This is a genomic window from Deefgea piscis (assembly GCF_019665785.1).
Classification (GTDB): Bacteria; Pseudomonadota; Gammaproteobacteria; order Burkholderiales; family Chitinibacteraceae; genus Deefgea.
Genome location: NZ_CP081149.1, coordinates 3,353,487 through 3,371,931, shown reverse-complemented (window position 1 = coordinate 3,371,931; position 18,445 = coordinate 3,353,487). Strand labels below are relative to the sequence as shown.

Annotated in this window: 21 protein-coding genes and 1 pseudogene; 11 read left to right on the top strand and 11 right to left on the bottom strand. The window is 48.6% G+C overall.

All coding sequences use genetic code 11. The annotated features are described in order from the left end of the window. Positions 1 to 30: 30 nt before the first annotated feature. Both K4H25_RS15790 and K4H25_RS15785 read left to right on the top strand, forming a co-directional pair. Positions 31 to 507 carry a YHS domain-containing (seleno)protein gene (locus K4H25_RS15790; protein ID WP_221021345.1) on the top strand — a complete coding sequence of 159 codons (477 nt, stop codon included), beginning with the start codon at positions 31 to 33 and terminating at the stop codon, positions 505 to 507. Between the two features lie 138 nt (positions 508 to 645). Then, positions 646 to 1,146 carry a GNAT family N-acetyltransferase gene (locus K4H25_RS15785; RefSeq protein WP_308443222.1) on the top strand — a complete coding sequence of 167 codons (501 nt, stop codon included), beginning with the start codon at positions 646 to 648 and terminating at the stop codon, positions 1,144 to 1,146. On the opposite strand, the gene K4H25_RS15780 is transcribed toward K4H25_RS15785, so the two are convergent. The 9 genes from K4H25_RS15780 to gloB form a co-directional block, all read right to left on the bottom strand. Beyond that, complete coding sequence (locus tag K4H25_RS15780; RefSeq protein WP_221021344.1) at positions 1,136 to 3,268, bottom strand: ATP-binding protein; 2,133 nt, start codon at positions 3,266 to 3,268, stop codon at positions 1,136 to 1,138. The genes K4H25_RS15785 and K4H25_RS15780 overlap by 11 nt on opposite strands. A gap of 3 nt (positions 3,269 to 3,271) precedes the next feature. Next, the gene (locus K4H25_RS15775; protein ID WP_221021343.1) at positions 3,272 to 3,745 is read right to left on the bottom strand and encodes a putative pterin-binding protein; all 474 of its coding nucleotides are present in this window, start codon (positions 3,743 to 3,745) and stop codon (positions 3,272 to 3,274) included. Between the two features lie 182 nt (positions 3,746 to 3,927). Continuing rightward, positions 3,928 to 5,271: a gluconate transporter gene (gene gntU / locus K4H25_RS15770; RefSeq protein ID WP_221021342.1), complete on the bottom strand. Its 1,344-nt coding sequence runs from the start codon at positions 5,269 to 5,271 to the stop codon at positions 3,928 to 3,930. A gap of 6 nt (positions 5,272 to 5,277) precedes the next feature. Continuing rightward, complete coding sequence (gntK, locus tag K4H25_RS15765) at positions 5,278 to 5,793, bottom strand: gluconokinase (RefSeq protein WP_221021341.1); 516 nt, start codon at positions 5,791 to 5,793, stop codon at positions 5,278 to 5,280. Positions 5,794 to 6,029: 236 nt separating this feature from the next. Next, positions 6,030 to 7,043 (bottom strand): substrate-binding domain-containing protein, encoded by a 1,014-nt coding sequence (locus K4H25_RS15760; protein WP_221021340.1) that lies wholly within the window; start codon positions 7,041 to 7,043, stop codon positions 6,030 to 6,032. Beyond that, on the bottom strand, positions 7,040 to 7,828 hold the full coding sequence (locus tag K4H25_RS15755; RefSeq protein WP_221021339.1) for a HesA/MoeB/ThiF family protein: 789 nt from the start codon (positions 7,826 to 7,828) through the stop codon (positions 7,040 to 7,042). Before K4H25_RS15755 ends, K4H25_RS15760 begins: the two co-directional genes overlap by 4 nt. Before the next feature lie 129 nt (positions 7,829 to 7,957). Continuing rightward, positions 7,958 to 8,359 (bottom strand): hypothetical protein, encoded by a 402-nt coding sequence (locus K4H25_RS15750; protein WP_221021338.1) that lies wholly within the window; start codon positions 8,357 to 8,359, stop codon positions 7,958 to 7,960. A gap of 128 nt (positions 8,360 to 8,487) precedes the next feature. Continuing rightward, positions 8,488 to 10,056 carry a LysM peptidoglycan-binding domain-containing protein gene (locus K4H25_RS15745; RefSeq protein ID WP_221021337.1) on the bottom strand — a complete coding sequence of 523 codons (1,569 nt, stop codon included), beginning with the start codon at positions 10,054 to 10,056 and terminating at the stop codon, positions 8,488 to 8,490. A gap of 82 nt (positions 10,057 to 10,138) precedes the next feature. Further along, complete coding sequence (gloB, locus tag K4H25_RS15740; protein WP_221021336.1) at positions 10,139 to 10,888, bottom strand: hydroxyacylglutathione hydrolase; 750 nt, start codon at positions 10,886 to 10,888, stop codon at positions 10,139 to 10,141. A 32-nt stretch (positions 10,889 to 10,920) separates the two neighbouring features. On the opposite strand from gloB, the gene K4H25_RS15735 reads away from it, so the two are divergent. Beyond that, entirely contained in the window at positions 10,921 to 11,655 is a 735-nt protein-coding gene (locus K4H25_RS15735) for a class I SAM-dependent methyltransferase (protein ID WP_221021335.1), read from the top strand. 90 nt (positions 11,656 to 11,745) lie between these two features. Here the strand turns inward: K4H25_RS15735 and K4H25_RS15730 are convergent, their stop codons facing one another. Beyond that, a complete protein-coding gene (locus tag K4H25_RS15730; protein WP_221021334.1) occupies positions 11,746 to 12,039 on the bottom strand; it encodes a hypothetical protein in 294 nt (97 codons plus the stop codon). Positions 12,040 to 12,066: 27 nt separating this feature from the next. Between K4H25_RS15730 and rnhA the strand changes: the two genes are divergently transcribed. After that, complete coding sequence (rnhA, locus tag K4H25_RS15725) at positions 12,067 to 12,495, top strand: ribonuclease HI (protein WP_221021333.1); 429 nt, start codon at positions 12,067 to 12,069, stop codon at positions 12,493 to 12,495. Here rnhA and K4H25_RS15720 read toward each other — a convergent pair. Then, a complete protein-coding gene (locus K4H25_RS15720) occupies positions 12,492 to 13,292 on the bottom strand; it encodes a DODA-type extradiol aromatic ring-opening family dioxygenase (RefSeq protein ID WP_221021332.1) in 801 nt (266 codons plus the stop codon). The genes rnhA and K4H25_RS15720 overlap by 4 nt on opposite strands. Before the next feature lie 410 nt (positions 13,293 to 13,702). On the opposite strand from K4H25_RS15720, the gene dnaQ reads away from it, so the two are divergent. The 7 genes and pseudogenes from dnaQ (at position 13,703) to K4H25_RS15685 (ending at position 18,313) form a co-directional block, all read left to right on the top strand. Next, the gene (gene dnaQ / locus K4H25_RS15715) at positions 13,703 to 14,449 is read left to right on the top strand and encodes a DNA polymerase III subunit epsilon (RefSeq protein WP_221021331.1); all 747 of its coding nucleotides are present in this window, start codon (positions 13,703 to 13,705) and stop codon (positions 14,447 to 14,449) included. 8 nt (positions 14,450 to 14,457) lie between these two features. After that, positions 14,458 to 15,384: a hypothetical protein gene (locus K4H25_RS15710; protein WP_221021330.1), complete on the top strand. Its 927-nt coding sequence runs from the start codon at positions 14,458 to 14,460 to the stop codon at positions 15,382 to 15,384. Further along, positions 15,381 to 16,148, top strand: coding sequence for a 2-C-methyl-D-erythritol 4-phosphate cytidylyltransferase (gene ispD / locus K4H25_RS15705; RefSeq protein WP_221021329.1), 768 nt, complete (start codon positions 15,381 to 15,383; stop codon positions 16,146 to 16,148). Before K4H25_RS15710 ends, ispD begins: the two co-directional genes overlap by 4 nt. Beyond that, on the top strand, positions 16,148 to 16,540 hold the full coding sequence (locus K4H25_RS15700) for a nuclear transport factor 2 family protein (RefSeq protein WP_221021328.1): 393 nt from the start codon (positions 16,148 to 16,150) through the stop codon (positions 16,538 to 16,540). Before ispD ends, K4H25_RS15700 begins: the two co-directional genes overlap by 1 nt. A gap of 75 nt (positions 16,541 to 16,615) precedes the next feature. Further along, a pseudogene (locus K4H25_RS15695) lies at positions 16,616 to 17,080 on the top strand (REP-associated tyrosine transposase); the annotation flags it as partial. A 19-nt stretch (positions 17,081 to 17,099) separates the two neighbouring features. Further along, positions 17,100 to 17,585 (top strand): 2-C-methyl-D-erythritol 2,4-cyclodiphosphate synthase, encoded by a 486-nt coding sequence (gene ispF, locus K4H25_RS15690; RefSeq protein WP_221021326.1) that lies wholly within the window; start codon positions 17,100 to 17,102, stop codon positions 17,583 to 17,585. A gap of 173 nt (positions 17,586 to 17,758) precedes the next feature. Beyond that, positions 17,759 to 18,313 (top strand): hypothetical protein, encoded by a 555-nt coding sequence (locus K4H25_RS15685; protein WP_221021325.1) that lies wholly within the window; start codon positions 17,759 to 17,761, stop codon positions 18,311 to 18,313. Positions 18,314 to 18,445: the final 132 nt, after the last annotated feature.

The following is an 18,445-nucleotide window of genomic DNA, read 5'->3' as shown; positions in this document are numbered from 1 at the left end:
TCATATGCGTGTAATTCGTAAGGATTCTATATGGCTTCAGTCTTGATCCGTTCTACCACCTTGGCCATTTTGATGGGCCTATCACTTTCTGTGGCTGCTTTTGATGCCAGTTCCAATCGCCCTGTGAATTTGAATGACAAAGGCTTGGTCTTAGATGGCTACGATCCGGTGTCTTATTTTAGCGGCCGACCGATGTTGGGCAATAAAGACTATAGCGTGAGCTATGAAGGTGGCACTTATTACTTTGCTAGCAAAGAAAATATGGCCAAATTTAAAGCCAATGCCAGTCAATTTGCGCCTAAATTTGGCGGATTTTGCGCGATGGGCGTAGCAAAAAGTAAAAAACTCGATAGCGATCCAATGGCATGGCGGATTGTCGATGGTTATCTGTTTGTGCTGCAAAATAAAGAAGTACAAAAAAGCTGGTTAGTGGATGTGTCATCTAATTTAAAAGTCGCCACCGGAGAATGGGCGACGATTAAGAATATTGCCCCTAAAGGCTTATAAATAGGCTGCAAAAAACCAAATGTTACCGCGCTAAAGCGCAGCGCCTTGTCTGGTATGCTCCAGTGATGGATAGGCGTCAATGTTTGGTTTTGTCGGGCGGTTTGCAGCGCACGGCAGCGTTTTTATAGGAGCATTATTTTGATTTGGGACTATCGCTTAGCTCTGGCGGATGATTTGGCGCAGATTGTGGCCATTTATAATTCCACCATTGCCTCGCGGCAAGTGACTGCCGATACCGAACCAGTAACGGTCGCGAGTCGGCAAGCATGGTTTGCTGCGCATCAACAAGCAGATCGCCCGCTGTGGGTGGTTGAGCAAGCGGGGCAGATTATCGCTTGGTTGTCGTTCTCTAGCTTTTATGGGCGACCGGCTTACCACGGTACGGCTGAGGTGAGTATTTATTTAGCCGAGTCGGCTCGTGGGCAAGGTTTAGGGCGGTTTTTATTGCAGGCGGCAATTGTGCATTCGGCAGGTATTGGTCTGCATACCTTGCTTGGATTTATCTTTGGGCACAATACCCCGAGTATCTGCTTATTTGAAACTCAGGGTTTTAAGCTTTGGGGACATTTGCCAGGTGTGGCCGAGCTTGATGGCATTCCTAGAGATTTGCTGATTTTGGGCTTAAAAATTAAACCTTAGTGGCTTGCTCTTGCGCGGCTTGCTGAGTGCGACGACGTAATTCAATCAGCGTTTGGATTGAGTGTGAGTCTGGCTCGATTTCTAATTGCGCCCAATAATGCCCGAGTAAATTGGCGCCAATTTGTTGGGCAATCCCCTTGGCACTGTGGGCGTGCCGTATTGCGTCGTGTTTGGCGTGTTGTTCGATCGCCATTTGGTATTCGGTTTCGAGTGCTTGGAGCCGCAGTAAACCTTTATTGCATAGGCTCCAAAACCGTACTGGCGAAAAACCAAGGCGCTGCATCGCAGTGTGTGCGTCGAGCAAAGATAAGTTGCTGGGTTTGCATTGATCGTCAATGTATTGACGATTGAGTAAATGAATAATGTCGTCAATTTTAAATGGTTTTCTGAGATGACCACTAAAAGCGGCAAAGTCTGGCGCAAGTTGTAATTCACTCAATGGGCTGGCAGAGACGAGATAAATCGGCTTGAGCCAGCCTTGCTCGCGTAAGCTGCGGGCGGCGGTCATGCCGTTCATTTCTGGCATTTGATAATCCATAATAATGTCGTCAATGTCTGGATGCAGTGCCACCTGTTGCAATCCTTCTTTGCCATTGGCCGCTTCTAAGGTGCGAGCACCAAAGTCATGCAAGATTTCACAGATCATTTCACGATTAACCGCTTGGTCTTCGACAACCAAGATGAGGCGATCGCTCAGTGACTGGGTGTCGAGCGTGAGCTTGACTGGGGGCGCTTCAGGGGTAGGGGCTAAAAGCGCGGCGATAATTTGTGTTTTGACGCTAACAATAAACTCACTGCCTTGGCCTACTCGGCTGGTAAAGCGAATATTGCCTTGCATTAAGCAGGCAAAGTCGCGGCTAAGTGCTAAGCCGAGCCCGGTTCCGCCAGCGAGTTGCCCTGATTCACTTTGCTCAAAAGGCAAAAAAATACGCGCTTGATCGGCGAGCTTAATGCCGCAGCCGGTATCTTTTACCGCGGCATTGAGTTGATAATCATGGGCTAATTTCTGTCCATAAAAATGGACATCAATTGATCCTGAATCAGTAAATTTGAGGGCGTTGCCAATTAAATTTATTAAAATTTGCCGAAATTTACCGGCGTCGATATTCACATTGCAGGGTAAATCATCGGCCAAACTAATATTAAATTGAATTGATTTGGCTCTGGCCATCATTTCAAACATAGTTTCTAGCTCTTGTTTGAGCTGTTTTAAATTGAGTGATTCATTTAACAAGCTGAGTTTATTTTGTTCTGATTTGGAGAAATCCAGCACATTATTTAATAGGCTTAATAAATGCGCGCCACTATTGGCGATGTAGCCGATTTCTTTTAGATCCTCTGCGGCGATATTTTTCTTGCGGGAAAGGCGGTCGGTATAGCCAAGAATCGAGGTGAGTGGAGTGCGAATTTCATGGCTAATATGCGCTAAAAATTGGCTTTTGGCGGCATTGGCCACATCGGCTTGTTGGCGCGCTTCTTGTAAAGAGTGCGCCGTTTCGGCAAGTTGTTTACGGCTTTGCTCAGAGCGCCATAGCGCATACAACCCTAATGAGGCACTAATAATCAGTAGTAAAACTTGAATGACTGCCAAAATGATGCGTAGCTCACTCCAATGCGCAATATTTTGCTGATATTTTTCCATTGCCAAAGCATCTTGCGTACGTGCTTCTTGAATCAGATCGTTCACCGCATCCTGTTGCGCTAGAGTTTGTGCTTGCAACTCTTTCCACGCGGCACGACTGATCGGCTGTTGCTCGAGTAGGTTTGCGGCGCGATCAATATAGGCTTTAAGCGGCTCGATGTAGCGATGTTGCAAGGGCGCGTTTTTAAAAAATGCTGAGTCTTCAACTTCATGCTTGGTGATGCTATCAATACGGCTGTAGTAAATATCAAAGCGTAACTTGACGTTATCTAGTTGCGCTGCGTTGCCGTGTTCAACGGCTTCGCGTAAGCGCTGGTATTCATTATTAAGTTGAAAAAATTGCCAGAGTTGATTGTCTAAGCCCAATTGATTGGTGCGGCTGAGCTCTTGCTTTTGTTTTAATTCGAAGTGCACCATCAAACTAAAATTAGCCAGTAACACCAGACAAATTAAACTTAATATAAGACGAAATCGGGTCATTGATTACTCGGCAGCAATGCTGCGTAATTGCCAACTACAGCGTCGATAATATTCAGTTCGACGCAGATTTTCATGTTGATGGAATGGATAAATAACAAACAACGGCCCTTTATCACGAATTGTCATTAGCTGCCCATTGCGCTTTCTGGCGATAATCACGTCGTATTGCAGTGCATCGCTCACAGGAATGCTGATCGTGTAGTCATTGAGCGATCGCAGCTTGATATTGCCCGATTGAATTCCTGCTAAGTTTAAAACGTCTCTGAGCAAAGGGCCTTCAAAGGTTTGCTCAGTCGGGTACCAAGCGGTTGGCATGGTCATTTTTTGCTGTGGCAACTTCGCAATCATGAGTTCAGTGAGTTGTACTTCTGAGTTTGCTGATTTTCCGGTAACGGTCAGAATGATGTTTGAATTGACAGTCTGAGCTAGCGCTAATGTACTGCAAAACAAAAGGCTAAAAAACACGATCCATCGCATTGAGCATCTCGTTGATTTGATTTTCGCAAATTGTAACTTGAATACTTGGGAGATGTGGTTTTTTGCCGTTAACAAAGCGTTGATTTATGATAATCGGTGCATTTTTTGCTCGTTTAATAGCATCATGCCCAACAAAACGCGAACGCTTTATTGGGCATGAATGAGCGATATTGCTCGCTGCTTTACATCATTGAGAATGCAACCATACCAACAACGGCACCGGTGGTACCCAAGATGGTTTCCATCACCGACCAAGTTTTCAGTGTTTGCATTTCATTGGCGCCAGTAAATTTACCGTATAGCCAGAAGCCTGAGTCATTCACATGGCTCAAGACAATTGAACCACCTGCAATACAGATCGACAAAGCAGCCAATTGGGCACCTGAATAGGCCAATTGAGAAGCTTCAATCACTGGTAACACCAAACCAACAGTCGTTAAACAAGCAACAGTTGCCGAACCTTGAATTACACGCACAGCTGCAGAGAGAACAAAGCAAGCAATCGCAATCGGTAAACCGGCGCTGATTAAGGCGTCACCCAAAGCAGGGCCCACACCCGAATCAACCAAGACTTGTTTAAACACACCACCTGCGCCAGTTACCAACAAAATGATACCGGCTGGTTGCAAGGCGGCACTGCAGACTTCCATGACTTTTTCTTTACTCATGCCACGGCGCAACGCTAAGCCGTAGGTCGCGAGTAAACAAGCCAATAAAATGGCAGTGAATGGGTGACCAATCAATTGCAGCCATTGGTGCAAAGTACCGCTGGTATCGATAAAGCGCGCAACGATGGTTTTCAGACCAACTAATAATAGTGGGAACAAAATCAGTGCCAAACTAAAGCCAAACGATGGCATTTGGTTTTTGCCCAAGCTCGGTTCGCTCACATCCGCAGGCAATGGCAAATGCACGTGCTTGCTAATAAAGTTACCAAAAATTGGACCGGCAAGCAGCATGCCTGGAATCGCAGCGGCCAAGCCGAGCAAAATCATCCAGCCAAAATCAGCTTTCATTTGCGATGCTAAAAGCATTGCAGTTGGGCCTGGCAATAAGAAGGCTGCAGAACCGGCAACACCAGCAAATAGTGGAATCGCCAAACGAACCACATTACCGCCAGTACGACGCGCCACAGCAAACACCACGCCGATCAACAATACAATCGCTACGTCAAAAAACAGCGGCAAAGTACAAATCAAACCCGCAATACCCAGCGCATAGTTGGCACGGCTATGGCCAAACTTGTCGAGTAATTTAACCGCGATTTGGTCCAAAGCGCCGGTTTCATGCAAGATTTTGCCGAACATCGCGCCCAAGGCGACCACAATCGCTAAGAACCCGAGCGTTCCGCCCATCCCTTTTTGCATCGTGTCGGCAATTTTATCGACTGGCATGCCAGAGAAAATACCGGCACCAATTGACACAATCATCAACGCAACAAAGGCGTGCATCCGAGCTTTCATCACTAAAAACAGCAAGAGCAGCACTGAACCTAGCGAGGTAAATATGAGTGTAAACGTATCCATGCTCGATTACTCCTGTGCCAAGATTGCTTGATGAGCCGCAGCAATTACGGCCTCGAGTGGCGGTGTGATATCAATCACGATGACATCGCTTTCGTCGGCGCTTGGTACTTCTAGCGTGGCAAATTGCGAGGCTAACATGCCGCTCTTTTGGAAATGACCTTGGCGTGCAATCAAGCGTTGTTCGATCAATTCGTAATCACCTTTTAAAAAGATGAAAGAGAGATTGGGATTACCTTGGCGCAAACGATCTCGATAAGACTTTTTGAGTGCGGAGCAAACAATCAGCGACACTGGATTAGTGCGTTGCATGGCAAAGGCCGCATCATTGACAGCACCTAACCACGGCGCACGATCATCGTCGTTGAGCGGCTGGCCTGATGCCATTTTTTCAATATTGGCGCGTGGGTGCAAAAAATCACCGTCTAAAAATGCGGCGTTAAGATCTTTTGCGAGTTGATTGGCGACTGCCGTTTTACCACAGCCTGAAACACCCATCAAAACGTAAACTTTTGTACTTGTCATTTTTCGACTCCAATCGAAATATTTGAAGATGTTACTGGTAACATGTTTTCGGTAACATCTTGCCTTTATTTTTATCTTCGCTCAAGTGTTGACGTGGGTTTAAGGGCTGTTTTGACCTAGGGATTACACTTACGTAGTCGGGTGAATATTTACTACGCAATGTATGTGTATCGGTGCTAGTAAGCTAAAGGCTTACAAGTAAATACATCATGAGGGTATCTGGAGTAGGGCACTGATTAAACGTGTTTAAGTATGCTGCCGCCCAAAAAAAGATCAAAACCTAGGTTCAGTGTACGTTCAGGATATTGCTGGCCATTGATGCTGCCAATGAGTCGCTCGGCGGCATGGCGGCCAATCGCTTCGCGGGGCGTAATAATGCTAGCGAGCTGAGGTTTGAGTGCCAAGCCAATGTCGAGATGGTTAACACCGGCGATGCCAATGTCTTCTGGAATGCGTCGGCCCATACTTTGTAATTCCAGTAATGCACCAGCGGCAATGTCGTCATTGGTACAAAAAACGCCATCGAGATCGGGGACTTCGAGTAAAGCTTGGCGAATTAAGCTGGCGCCTAAAGTAAAGCTTGATGATTCGCTGGTTTGAATGGTGTGTGACTGTAATTGCTGCGCGGCCATGGCTTGGCCATAACCATCATTACGCTGCTGAGTTCGGGTATCCATACGTGCCGCTAAATACACAATACGCCGGTAGCCGTGCGCCAGCATCGCTTCGATCATGGCTTTGGCGGCGGCAACGTGATCAAGGCCAACAGCCAAATCAATCGGCTGAGCCGGTAAGTCCATGATCTCCACCACAGGAATCGCTGCGACTTCCAGCATTTTTCGGGTGCGGGTGGTGTGATTGGATTCCGATAAAATTAAACCATCAATATGAAATGACAGTAATTGCTCGATTTGTTGTTCTTCACGCTCAGGCTCGTAACCATAATGGCCGTATAAAGTGTGGTAGCCCGCCGGAGTGCTGACTTGTTCAATGCCATGGGCGACGGCAGAAAACACCTGATTGGACATGGAGGGCAAAAGCACGCCAATCGCTCGACTGCGCGAGTTCGATAGCATCGCTGGAACGCGACTCGGAATATAGCCTAGCGTTTGCATGGCTTGGGCGATACGTGCCGCCGTGAGTGGAGCGACTTGCTCAGGAGAGCGCAAGTAGCGGCTAATGGTCATTTTGGAGGTGTTGACTAAATCGGCAACGTCTTGCAATGAAGGGCGGCGTGGCTTGTCGTTCATGCTTGAGTACCGCAAACTGGGCAGATCGGATCTTGTCTGTATTTCATCTCGCGCCAGCGAGCAGTGCGAGCATCATAAAGTTGTAAGCGGCCAATCAAGGTTTCACCCAGCCCCATTAAAACTTTAAGCGTTTCGGCGGCTTGTGCGGCACCGATAATCCCCACCAGCGGCGCAAAAACGCCAAAGGTGGCGCAAGGGCCATCATTGGCTTCGCCTTCTTCGCCAAACAAACAGTGATAACACGGCGCGCCATCGATTCGAGTATCAAATACCGTCAATTGTCCATCAAAGCGTACTGCGGCACCCGATACTAAGGGGGTTTTGCTGGCAACACAGGCGCGATTGATGGCGTGGCGGGTGGCAAAGTTATCGCAGCAATCCACGACAATATCCGCGGCAGAGACTAATTCAAGTAAGCGCTCGCTGCTGGCGCGCTCGTTAAGCGCAATAATGCGAATTTGGCTATTGAGGGCTTCGAGGGTTTGCTTGGCCGAGAGGGCTTTATTTTGTCCGACACGATCCTCGGTATGGACGATTTGCCGTTGTAAATTACTTAAATCGATGTGATCGTCGTCGACAATCGTCAGTGTACCTATGCCGGCGCTGGCCAAATACAGTGTCACTGGCGAGCCTAAGCCGCCCGCGCCAATCACTAAGACATGCGCTTGGCTGAGCGCGGTTTGTCCTTCAATGCCGATCTCGTCGAGCAAAATATGGCGGCTATAGCGCAGTAGGGCGTTGTCGTCGAGATCGATTTGGGCACTACGAGTCGGGCAAAAAGTCATGGCAACAGAGGATTGAGGATTAAGCGCCGATTATAGCGCGTCACGTTCTGTTCGGGATTATTGCGGTATTAGTTTGTGCGAGGTAGTTTCAGCTCGCAGTCAGCGTGGCTAAATGGATTGTGCGGGTAGTTAAAGGTAACGCCGCAGCTCTTCTGGCGTATCGTCATGATCACCATGCGGGTGTTTTTCCCAAACATGGATATAAATTTGTGGTGACTTCAAATTGTGTTCTGGCATGGCGAGATTATCGCGTTGGACAGCTTCACTGTAATGCACAAACTCACGTTTAATTTTTTGCCAAAAATGAGTGTCTAGCTCAAATCCGGCATTTTGTAGTTGCTGCTCAATATCCAGCAACACATATTCGCACAGTGAGTAACAGATGGTGATTTTGTGTTCTGCGGGGTAGGCTTGTGCTTGAATGCCGTTGAGGTGTGCCAAAAAGCGCGCCGCAGCTACGGTTTGATCGATTGCGGTGGGATTAAAAACAATATCGTGTTGACTGCGTTGCACTTCGAGCAGCTTAGGCATGATCGAGCCTCTTAATAAGAGATATCATCTAAATAGATTAAGCTTTTCTTGGCGCAATTGCACTGATTTTATGCGCAAAAAAAACACCTTCTGGAAGAGTTCCAGAAGGTGTTTTTCGTTTTGTTAGATTAGCGGTTAGCTTGCGATAGCACGACTTTCATGCCGGGCACTAAATTTTGCCGATTCCATTTTTTTAGATCAGCCAGTTCAACGTCAAATTTACGGGCAATTGAGCTATAGGTATCACCGCGCTGGGCAACGTATTTGCTCGGAGACTTGGTCGCCAGCGTATTTTGCTGGCGTTGCACTAGCAAGGTATCGCCGATCGCAATATGGTTGGTTTTTTGTCCATTGAGTGATTTTAATTGCGCCAGACTCAAGCCATAACGGTTGGCAATATTAAATAACGTATCGCCTTTGGCGACTTTATGTTCGGTGGTTTTGCTGTTTTTAGCTAACACCGGTTGCGCTTTGGGTTTGTCATTGGCACCGGTATCGATGGCGTCAGACTCACGATTTTTATGTAGTGCAGCTAATGTTTGTCGCTCAGAGATATCTAGCCCTGCAAGGCGAGGCACTAAAATCGTTTGGCCACGCGCAACGTTTTCTTTGCTGGCAATATCATTCATATCGCGTAATTCGGCGGCGGCAATGCCAAAGGTCGTGGCTAAATCTTCAAAGCGTTCACCCGTTTTGGTGACATAAGGCTGCCAATTGAGTAATGGCTCGGTGTATTGCGCTAAATTACGCTCAAAAATCGCTTTATTGGCAATCGGTAAAACTAATTGTCGGTCTTCTTTGTGGGCAATCACCGGGCGGATAAACCCAGGGTTGAGGCGTAGTAATTCATCCACGCTAATTTCGGCCAATTGCGCAGCAATGGACACGTCCATATGTTTGCCCGGTTGCAATGTAGTGAAATAGGCTTGATTGGCCATCGGCTTAAGTTCAACGCCATAGGCGGCTGGGTCGGCAATAATATTGCGGATGGCGAGTAATTTAGGTACGTAGTTACGGGTTTCTTCGGGCATTCTTAAGTCGCTATAGCTAGCGCCTAGGCCCGCAGCTTGATTGCGATCGACTGCGCGGCGAACGGCATTTTCGCCCCAGTTGTACGATGCGAGTGCCAATTGCCAATCATCAAAAAGGCCGTGAATTTCTTGTAAATAAGACAAAGCCGCGCCAGTTGCCGCTACAACATCACGACGGCCGTCATACCACCAAGTGCGCTCAAGACCATAACGCTTACCCGTGGCAGGAATAAATTGCCACATGCCAGCTGCTTGCGCCGAAGATAGCGCTTTGGGGTTGTAGGCCGATTCGATCATGGGTAAGAGCGCCATTTCCATCGGCATGCCGCGCTTTTCGACTTCTTCGACCACAAAGTGTAAATACGGGGTACTGCGGCTAATAATGCGATTGAGGTAGTCAGGTCGACTGGCGTAGTAGTTTTCCCACTTTGTGACTAAGGGGCTATCAATATCGGGGATGGCAAAGCCTTTACGAACGCGGACCCAAATATCGGTTTCTGCTGGAATGACCTGATTATTAAATAAAGCCTGCATCACGCGCTGCGTATCGGCGCTGATGGGCGCCGTAGGCTGGGTGAGGGCGTAATCAAAGCGAGTATTGGGATCAGCTGCAAGCAGCGGTGTGGCTAAAAAAGCGCTTAAAATGAGCGCAGGTAGTCGCAGCATAAGCTGACCCCAAAGTAAATGAATCTGCCGATACTAATGGCGGCTTTCCTGCTGTGTCAACGAGTTAGCCGCTGAAAGTGGATTAACGGAAAGAATCTTTCCAGCTGCGTAGTGCGGTAAAGCAATCTAATGGCGTGCTTATATCTGGCTGATGGGCTTTAACTTGCTTAAATAACTCAGCATCTGTGCAGCGTAGGTAAGGATTGGTCGCCAATTCCAGTGCAATCGTGCTGGGTAAAGTGGCTTGTTGGCGGGAACGTTTTTCGCTTTCTATGGCCTGACGTTCTATCAAGGCGCTGTTATCGGGTTGCACATGCAGCGCAAAGCGTAGATTGCTGAGCGTGTATTCGTGGGTACAGCAAACCTGCGTTTGCAAAGGGAGTTGGGCTAGTCGTTGTAGACTGTTAAATAATTGCACCGGTTGGCCTTCAAATAGTCGGCCACAGCCAGCGGCAAATAAAGTATCACCACAAAACAAGAGGCCAGCACCAAAGTAAGCTAAGTGATCTAAGGTGTGGCCGGGCGTGGCGATGACTTGAAACGGCTCTCCCAGTAAAGTGAGGGCGTCGCCATCGTGGCAAGGATGATTCACCTCTGTGATGCCTGCCGGGCCGTAAATGGGTAGCTCGCTGCCAGCGAATGCGCTTAAGCCTCCGGTATGATCATGATGGTGGTGTGTAACGAGTATGCCGGCTAATTGCGCTTGATTGGCGGCTAGCCAATTTTGTAATGGGGCGGCAAGACCTGGATCAACGGCGATGACTTGGTGTTGATGCTCGATGAGCCAGATATAGTTGTCATCCAGAATCGGTAGGCAGTGTAGTTTGAGCATTTTATTTACTTAAATCCTGTGGGCATCAAAAAATGAATGCTGAGTTTGATCATTTTGCTACTTGGCTCGCCACTCCGCTAGGGCGTTATGTCGCCATGAGCGAGTTGGCTTGGTTTGAGCGCTCGGTGGTGGATATTTTTGGCTACAAAGCAGTGCAGCTTGAATTGCCACAAATTGATTGTCTACGTAGCAATCGCATGCCTTGGCGCTTGCAAGCGGGTGAAGCTGCTGGCACGCAGTTAAAATGCTCGGTTCAAGCCTTGCCATTTGATGAGCAAAGCTTGGATTTGATTGCTTTGCCACATGTGCTGGATTTTTGTCAGGACCCACATGCCGTGCTGCGCGAATGTCAGCGCGCCCTGCGCCCAGAGGGGCGTTTATTGATTACGGGCTTTAATCCATGGAGTTTATGGGGTTTACGCCGTTTAAAGCCCAATTCAGAAATCCCGTGGAAAGGCAATTTTGTGGCGCTACCCAAATTAAAAGATTGGTTAAGCGTGCTGGATTTTCAAACGCTGCAAGACGAGCATTTATGTTATCGGCCACCGGTGCAACGTGCTGGTTGGTTAGAAAAAAGCCGGTTTCTCGATCAAGCGGGTGATCGCTTATGGCCAGCTGGCGGTGGCGTGTATTGTATTGCCGCGGTAAAGCGGATTCGCGGTATGCATTTGATCGAGCCACAATGGCGGACTGCCACCGCAACCGCGAATTCAGCAATGGCCATCGAAAAACTCCGCCAGCAAGCGCGCAAAGATCGGTGTAAATAGAGCAAAACCGACTTTTATCAAAGGTATGTGCTGGTAGTTTTTGAATCTAATGCGCTACAAGCACATACCTTTTAATTTTTACTGCTGGATTTATTTATCACACAGTTTCGCCGCGTCTTGCATTGATTTAATCAATTTATTGCCATCATCACGATTTTTAGTCGCTAAACGAATATCATGACCGCTGCCGAGGTTGCCGCCGCCAAAAGCGATTTTGACTTCTTCATCATTCACATCAATAAATTGCACCACGGTGAGATTGATTAAACGCTCGGTTTTGTTCTCGCTGGGAATTTTCCACGGACAAAAAGTCGCGGCATACAGCGGAACAGCGGTTAAACTGAGCGGCAATATCCAACTTAAAACCAGTGCAGATACACGCATTGCGTCACCTCAAAAGTGAAGAACATCATGGTAGAAATCTATACCGACGGCGCTTGTAAAGGCAATCCCGGCCCTGGCGGCTGGGGCGCTTTTTTGCGCTTTGGCGAGCATGAAAAAGAATTATTCGGTGGTGAAGCGCATACCACCAATAACCGCATGGAATTACTGGCGGTGATTAGCGCTTTAGCGGCGTTAACCCGCACGTGTGAAGTCACCATCCATACCGACTCACAATACGTTAAAAATGGCATTGAAACTTGGATTCATGGCTGGAAAAAAAACGGCTGGAAAACGGCCGCCAAACAAGCGGTTAAAAATGAAGACTTGTGGAAGCAGCTCGACGAGCAAGTGGCGCGGCATACTGTGGCGTGGCGTTGGGTGAAAGGCCATGCCGGCAATCCTGGCAATGAGCGCGCCGATCAATTAGCCAATCGCGGCGTTGAGTCGCTCACTTAATGCGCGCTTGGCGTAAAGCCAATTACATCCATCCCCAGCACCCCCAGCGACATACTTTGATGCAGCGCCAGCACGTCGGCTTGATCGCCAGCGGCGGCGCGCGCAATCAGTAGCGGTAAGAAATGTTCGATAGTGGGGTGGGCTTGCCGCGCATACGGTAAGTTTTGTTGCCAATTAACCCAGTCAAGCAAGGGCAGGGTATTGAGCGCAGAGTAAGTTGCAGCAATGAATTGCGCTGCATACGGTTCAATTTGCCAGTCAGTTTGGCCGTCTTTCATCCGACTAAAAGCGTCATTTAAATTATGCGTAATGCTGCCTGAGCCAATCAGCAAAACCTCATCGGGTAAATATTTGGCCAGCGATTGGCCCAGCGCTAAATGCGCGGCGCTGTCCAGCGATGCCGCCAATGAAATCGTCACCAAAGGGATATCGGCTTTGGGGTACATCAGTAGCAACGGCACCCAAGCGCCATGATCAATCGCCGGGTGTTGGCTAATGGCCATCGAGTGTCCATCGTTGGCTAGTTGTAAGCCCAGGCGTTCGGCCAATCCCGGGTCGCCTTGCGGGCGATATTGCAATTGATACAGCTCAGGCGCAAAACCACGAAAATCATACATTTCTTGCCATTGCTGGGCGCTACCGACGGTGAATTGCGCTTGAATATTGTGTGCAGAAATCAGCACGATGGCCTTGGGGCGAGGCAAGGTTTGGCCCAGTGAAAGCAAAAAATCGTGCGCTGGGCTGGGCTCAATCGCTAGTGATGGCGCACCGTGGCTAATAAAAAGAGTGCGGGGCATGGGTTTCCTGAGTGTATTGATATTGTGATATTGGCCGTGTTGACCTTCGCCGTGCCGTGGGGCAGGCGCGATTTTTCTATCATACGAGTTTGCCGCAGGCGCTGCGGCGAAATGATTTGAACGAATTGGTGAGAAAAAACGAAGCCAATTGCGTGCGGCTCACTTTAGCGTTCAACCAAAATCCAACTCAGAGGCGCAGAGCAAAACATCAGCAAATTACAGCTTAAATCATCGTGTTGGCGATGGTTTGAGACCTAAATTGCTTTTCTCTGCGCCTCTGTGTCTCTGCGTTAAAAAGGTTTTGATGTTGTCGACATAAGGCAGGGCGCGTGGTTTTTCACGCGGTGGACGGTTTTTTGCCAGTGATCAACATCAGTTACAATAGCGCCATTGTTTTGTTGGGAATCATCATGCGTCAAATTTTCCTCGATACCGAGACGACAGGTCTGCGCGTTGAAGACGGTAACCGAATTTTGGAAATCGCTGCGGTTGAAATGATCGATCGTAAATTATCCAAAGCCGATAGCCATTTTCATCGCTACATCAATCCGGGTCGCGACTCTGAAGAGGGCGCTTTGAATGTCCATGGTTTAACCACGCAATTTTTGTCTGATAAAGCCAAGTTCGGGCAAATCGTCGATGATTTTCTTGAATTTGTAAAAGACGCCGAAATCATCATCCATAACGCGCCGTTTGACGTTGGCTATCTGAATATGGAGCTGGGCAAGCTGGGCCGTGGCAAGTTAGAAGACTACGTCGCTAGCGTGACCGACACCTTGAAAATGGCCAAAGATCTGTGGCCGGGCAAACGCAATAGCCTAGATGCGCTGTGTGATCGCTATGACGTCGATCGCTCTGGCCGAACATTACACGGCGCGCTGATTGACTGCGAATTACTCGCCGAAGTGTATATGGCGATGACGCGTGGCCAAGATAGTCTGTTGATCGACTACGCGCCAACCGCAGAAGAAAACGCCAGTAATTTAGCCCGCCGCAGCAATAGCTTGCCGCTGATCGTGACGCAGGCCAGCAGCGAAGAACTGGCATTACATCAAAAGTATCTTGATGCGCTGGATAAAGCCGTGAAAGGCAGCTGCGTGTGGCGCGAACTAGAGCCACTACCACAGGTGCCCAATAGCGAGGGCAATCCACAATGAGCGTTTGCATGAATAGCACTGAACTTAAAACCGCCGCACACGCCGCGTGGGAAGAGCACGATGAAGCGTTGGCCGAACAGCATTTTTTGGCGGCGCTAGCGATTGACGAGCAAGACGCGGTGACGAACTACGATTTGGCACTGCTGTATAAATATCAAAGCCGCTGGGCTGAATCGCTGCGTTACAACCGCCGCACGACTGAGCTTAACCCCGAAGACGAAGCCGCATGGTGGAATATGGGCATCGCGGCAACGGCGATGGCTGATTGGGAAACGGCGGCCAAAGCGTGGGCATTCTTTGGCGTTACGCTGCCATTGAATGCGGCGGAGAATGCTGCGCCCGATTTAAAACTGGGCTTGATTCCAGTGCGAATTACGCAAGGCGATCAGGTTGAACTGCTGTGGGCCAATCGCCTTGATCCGGCGCGCGCACAGATTGTCAGCGTCCCGATGCCTGATTGTGGCGTGCGTTACCAAGATATCGTACTAATTGACGGCGCACCGCGTGGCACGCGTGAACTTAACGGCAAAGACGTTCCGGTTTTTGATTGGCTAGAATTCTGGCAGCGCGCAAATTACTCGACGTATGTGCTTGAAGCTAATGTTCCTAGTGCGCTAGAGGCTAATACCCTTGATGAAATGATTGCAGAAAGCGATATGGCGCTGGAAGATTGGGGCAGTAATGTACAAATGCTCTGCAAAGCCTGCAGCGAAGGTACGCCGCACGAACATCATGATACAGCGAGCGAAGCTACAGTCGCTTGGCAGCCTGAGCGCCAATTTGGCGTTGCGGCCTTGAATGATCAAGCATTAGCTGACGTGCTCGATGCTTGGCAAGCCGCGCATCCTGAAGTCGAGATCACCGAAGTGTATAACGCGCTCGATGCACAAGAAGACGACGCGGAAAATGATGATATGAATGAGGCTGCGCAATGACTGCCATCGCCTTAGTTCCTGCTGCTGGGAGCGGCAGCCGGATGGCATCCGCGACGCCAAAACAATATTTAGATTTGCTTGGCCAGCCCTTGATCGCACACACCCTGCGCGCTTTGCTCGGTGCTGCGGGCATTGCCCAAGTGGTGGTGGTGATTTCACCAGAAGATGAATGGTGGGAAAGCTACGATTGGGGCGCTGTACTGGGCGAGTCGTTGCCTCGCTTGCTGGTGCTGCGCGTTGGCGGCGTTAGCCGCGCTGAATCAGTGATGAATGGTTTGACGGCACTTGCCGCAGCCCCCGTCGAAAATCCTCAAGCCGGCCAACCAGCGCAGGGTTTTGCGATGTCTGACGATATTTGGGTGCTGGTGCATGACGCCGCCCGTCCTTGTATCACCAGCCAACAAGTGGATGCCATGATTATTCAATTGGAGTATGACGCTGTAGGCGGCATTTTAGCTGTTCCAGTGGCCGATACCCTTAAAGTTTCCCTTGGTCATCAAGAAGAGCAGCGTATCGCCCGCACCACGCCGCGTGCTGGACTTTGGCAAGCACAAACGCCGCAAATGTTCCGCCGTGGTCCTTTGCTCGCCGCACTCCAAGACGCGCTGCCCGAACACGTCGCAGAGATCACCGATGAAGCCAGCGCGCTCGAACGCCTCGGCCATTCACCCAAACTCATCATGGGCAGCCCATGGAATCTGAAAGTGACTTATCCGCAGGATTTGCAATTGGCGGGGTTGTTGTTGGGCGTTGGAAAATTGTGATGGATGATTTTTATTTACTGCAAAAGCTTAAAAAGTACGAAATAGATTTACACCGTTCCGAGCCCCGTAAAAATCATCAGCAACTGTGCGCCCTATTGCATCATGATTTTTTAGAGATAGGCCGCTCCGGCCAGACTTATGATCGAAATGCAATTATTCTCGCCTTAGAAAATGAGGCTCCTTATCAAGTTTGGTCGCAAGATTATGTGCTAAAGATCATGAGTGTGGATGTCGCATTGCTCACCTATAAAGCGGCCAAATTGAGAACGGATGGGCAACTGGAAAACTGTTCTATACGTAGCTCATTATGGAAACTTGAAAGAGAACAATGGAAAATGATTTTTCATCAAGGTACAGCCCTTGATGGATTTGAAAAAAACAGTAATTCGTAGGGTCGGCTTTAGCCGACCTAGTTACGCTAAAAGGAGCTCGCTAGGCCATGCAGTGATTGGCTCAAAGGTCGCTGTAGTTTGGCTCATCAGGCATATCACATTATTTGTACTACGCATGAGCGTGCTCGCTGGTTTGATTCTCCCGCTTTAGCCAGAATATTGATTCGTGAAATGAGGGGATTACATGAGAAGGGCAATGTCGATTCCCTTGCCTGGGGTTTGATGCCTGATCATTTGCATCGGTTGTTGGTGCTGCAAACAGAGCAAAATTTATCGACGGTTATCAAGTTGTTAAAGGGGCGTAGTGCAAGGTTGATCAATACGCATCTTCAGCGCACAGGTCAGATTTGGCAAAAAGGCTTTTACGATCATGCGTTGAGAGTCGAAGAGGATTTACCGGCGATCGCACGTTATATTATGGCTAATCCGATTCGTGCTGGATTGGTGCACTGTGTGGGTGACTATCCTTGGTGGGATGCTGTCTGGCTTGATCGGATTAAATTGCAGGTCGGCTCAAGCCGACCCTACAGGTGTAGTTGATTGAAAAAGGAATAATATTATGGCTTTACCTTTCCGTATCGGCCAAGGCTGGGATGTTCATCGTATGGTGGCCGATCGTCTTTTAATTTTGGGAGGTGTACATATCCCGTTTGAAAAAGGCTTGCTGGGGCATTCCGATGCCGATGCTTTGCTGCATGCAATTACCGATGCGATTCTTGGCGCGGCGGGCTTGGGCGATATTGGTCGGCATTTTCCCGATACGGCCAGCGAATTTAAAGGCGCAGATAGCCGCGTTTTATTGCGCGAAGCGGTGCGGCGAGTGGCGGAACTAGGCTGGCAAGTGGCGAATATTGATGCATCGATCTTAATTCAGCAGCCCAAAATGGCGCCGCATATTCCCGCCATGAGGGTAAATATTGCCGAAGATTTGCAAATAGATGTGGCTTTGGTCAACGTGAAAGCCAAGACTTATGAAAAGCTCGGACCGGTGGGAGAAGGCGCAGCAGTTGAGGCTCAGGCGGTTGCCTTACTCTCTGTCAGGTAAGTTTGTGCTGGATTCTGCAGGTTTTTCAATTATATTGATTAGGCAAATTATTTATTTCTAGCCTGTCAATTTAGCGCTAGACTGGTTTTTTGCTGACACTACTTGTTAGCCTCGATGGGTGATAATTTGCTTTTTGCTTATCGTTTGAATAAACAAATCTAGGGGTATCAATTATGCGCACTAAATTACTTGCTTCTATCTTGTTAACTGCTGGTTTATTGGTCGGAACTGCGTCTATTGCCGCAACTGGGCAAGATGAATTACTAGTGGCGACTTCTGAACGTAAGATTGATGAGGCACGGGTGGTATCTGTCGATTTGGCAACGCGCAGCGTTGTGCTCCAAATGCCAAGCGGGCAAATGCTTGAGTTTGCCAATATTAATCCCAAGGTTACGCGTCTGAATACCTTAAAGCCCAATGACACGGTAACGGTGACGGGCGCCGAAACGATGGCTTTTGTATTACAAAAAGGCACTGCTGGTATTCGTAAAGTGATTGATACCAATACACAGGATTTATCGGTCGATGGCGCAGGCATGACATTAACGCATACCGTTTACAATGATATTGTGGGCGTGAATGTGGCCGCTGGTACGCTGCGTGTTAAAGATTTTGCAGGCAAGATCATTACCGTGCCAGTTGCTAACAAAGAATGGCTAACACAAGCCGCAGCGGGTGATCAGTTGTTAGTAGTGACACGCGCCTCAATGATGGCATTTGCTAACTAAGCGGTATTTTAAAATGGTTTGATATTGTTCTCTGTTAGCAAAGTGCCGTAAGGTTTTTGATACTTAACTATCAAACGATCTCTAATTATTTAAATTCACCGTTTGCTGCCGAGCCCACCTATATGGTGGGCT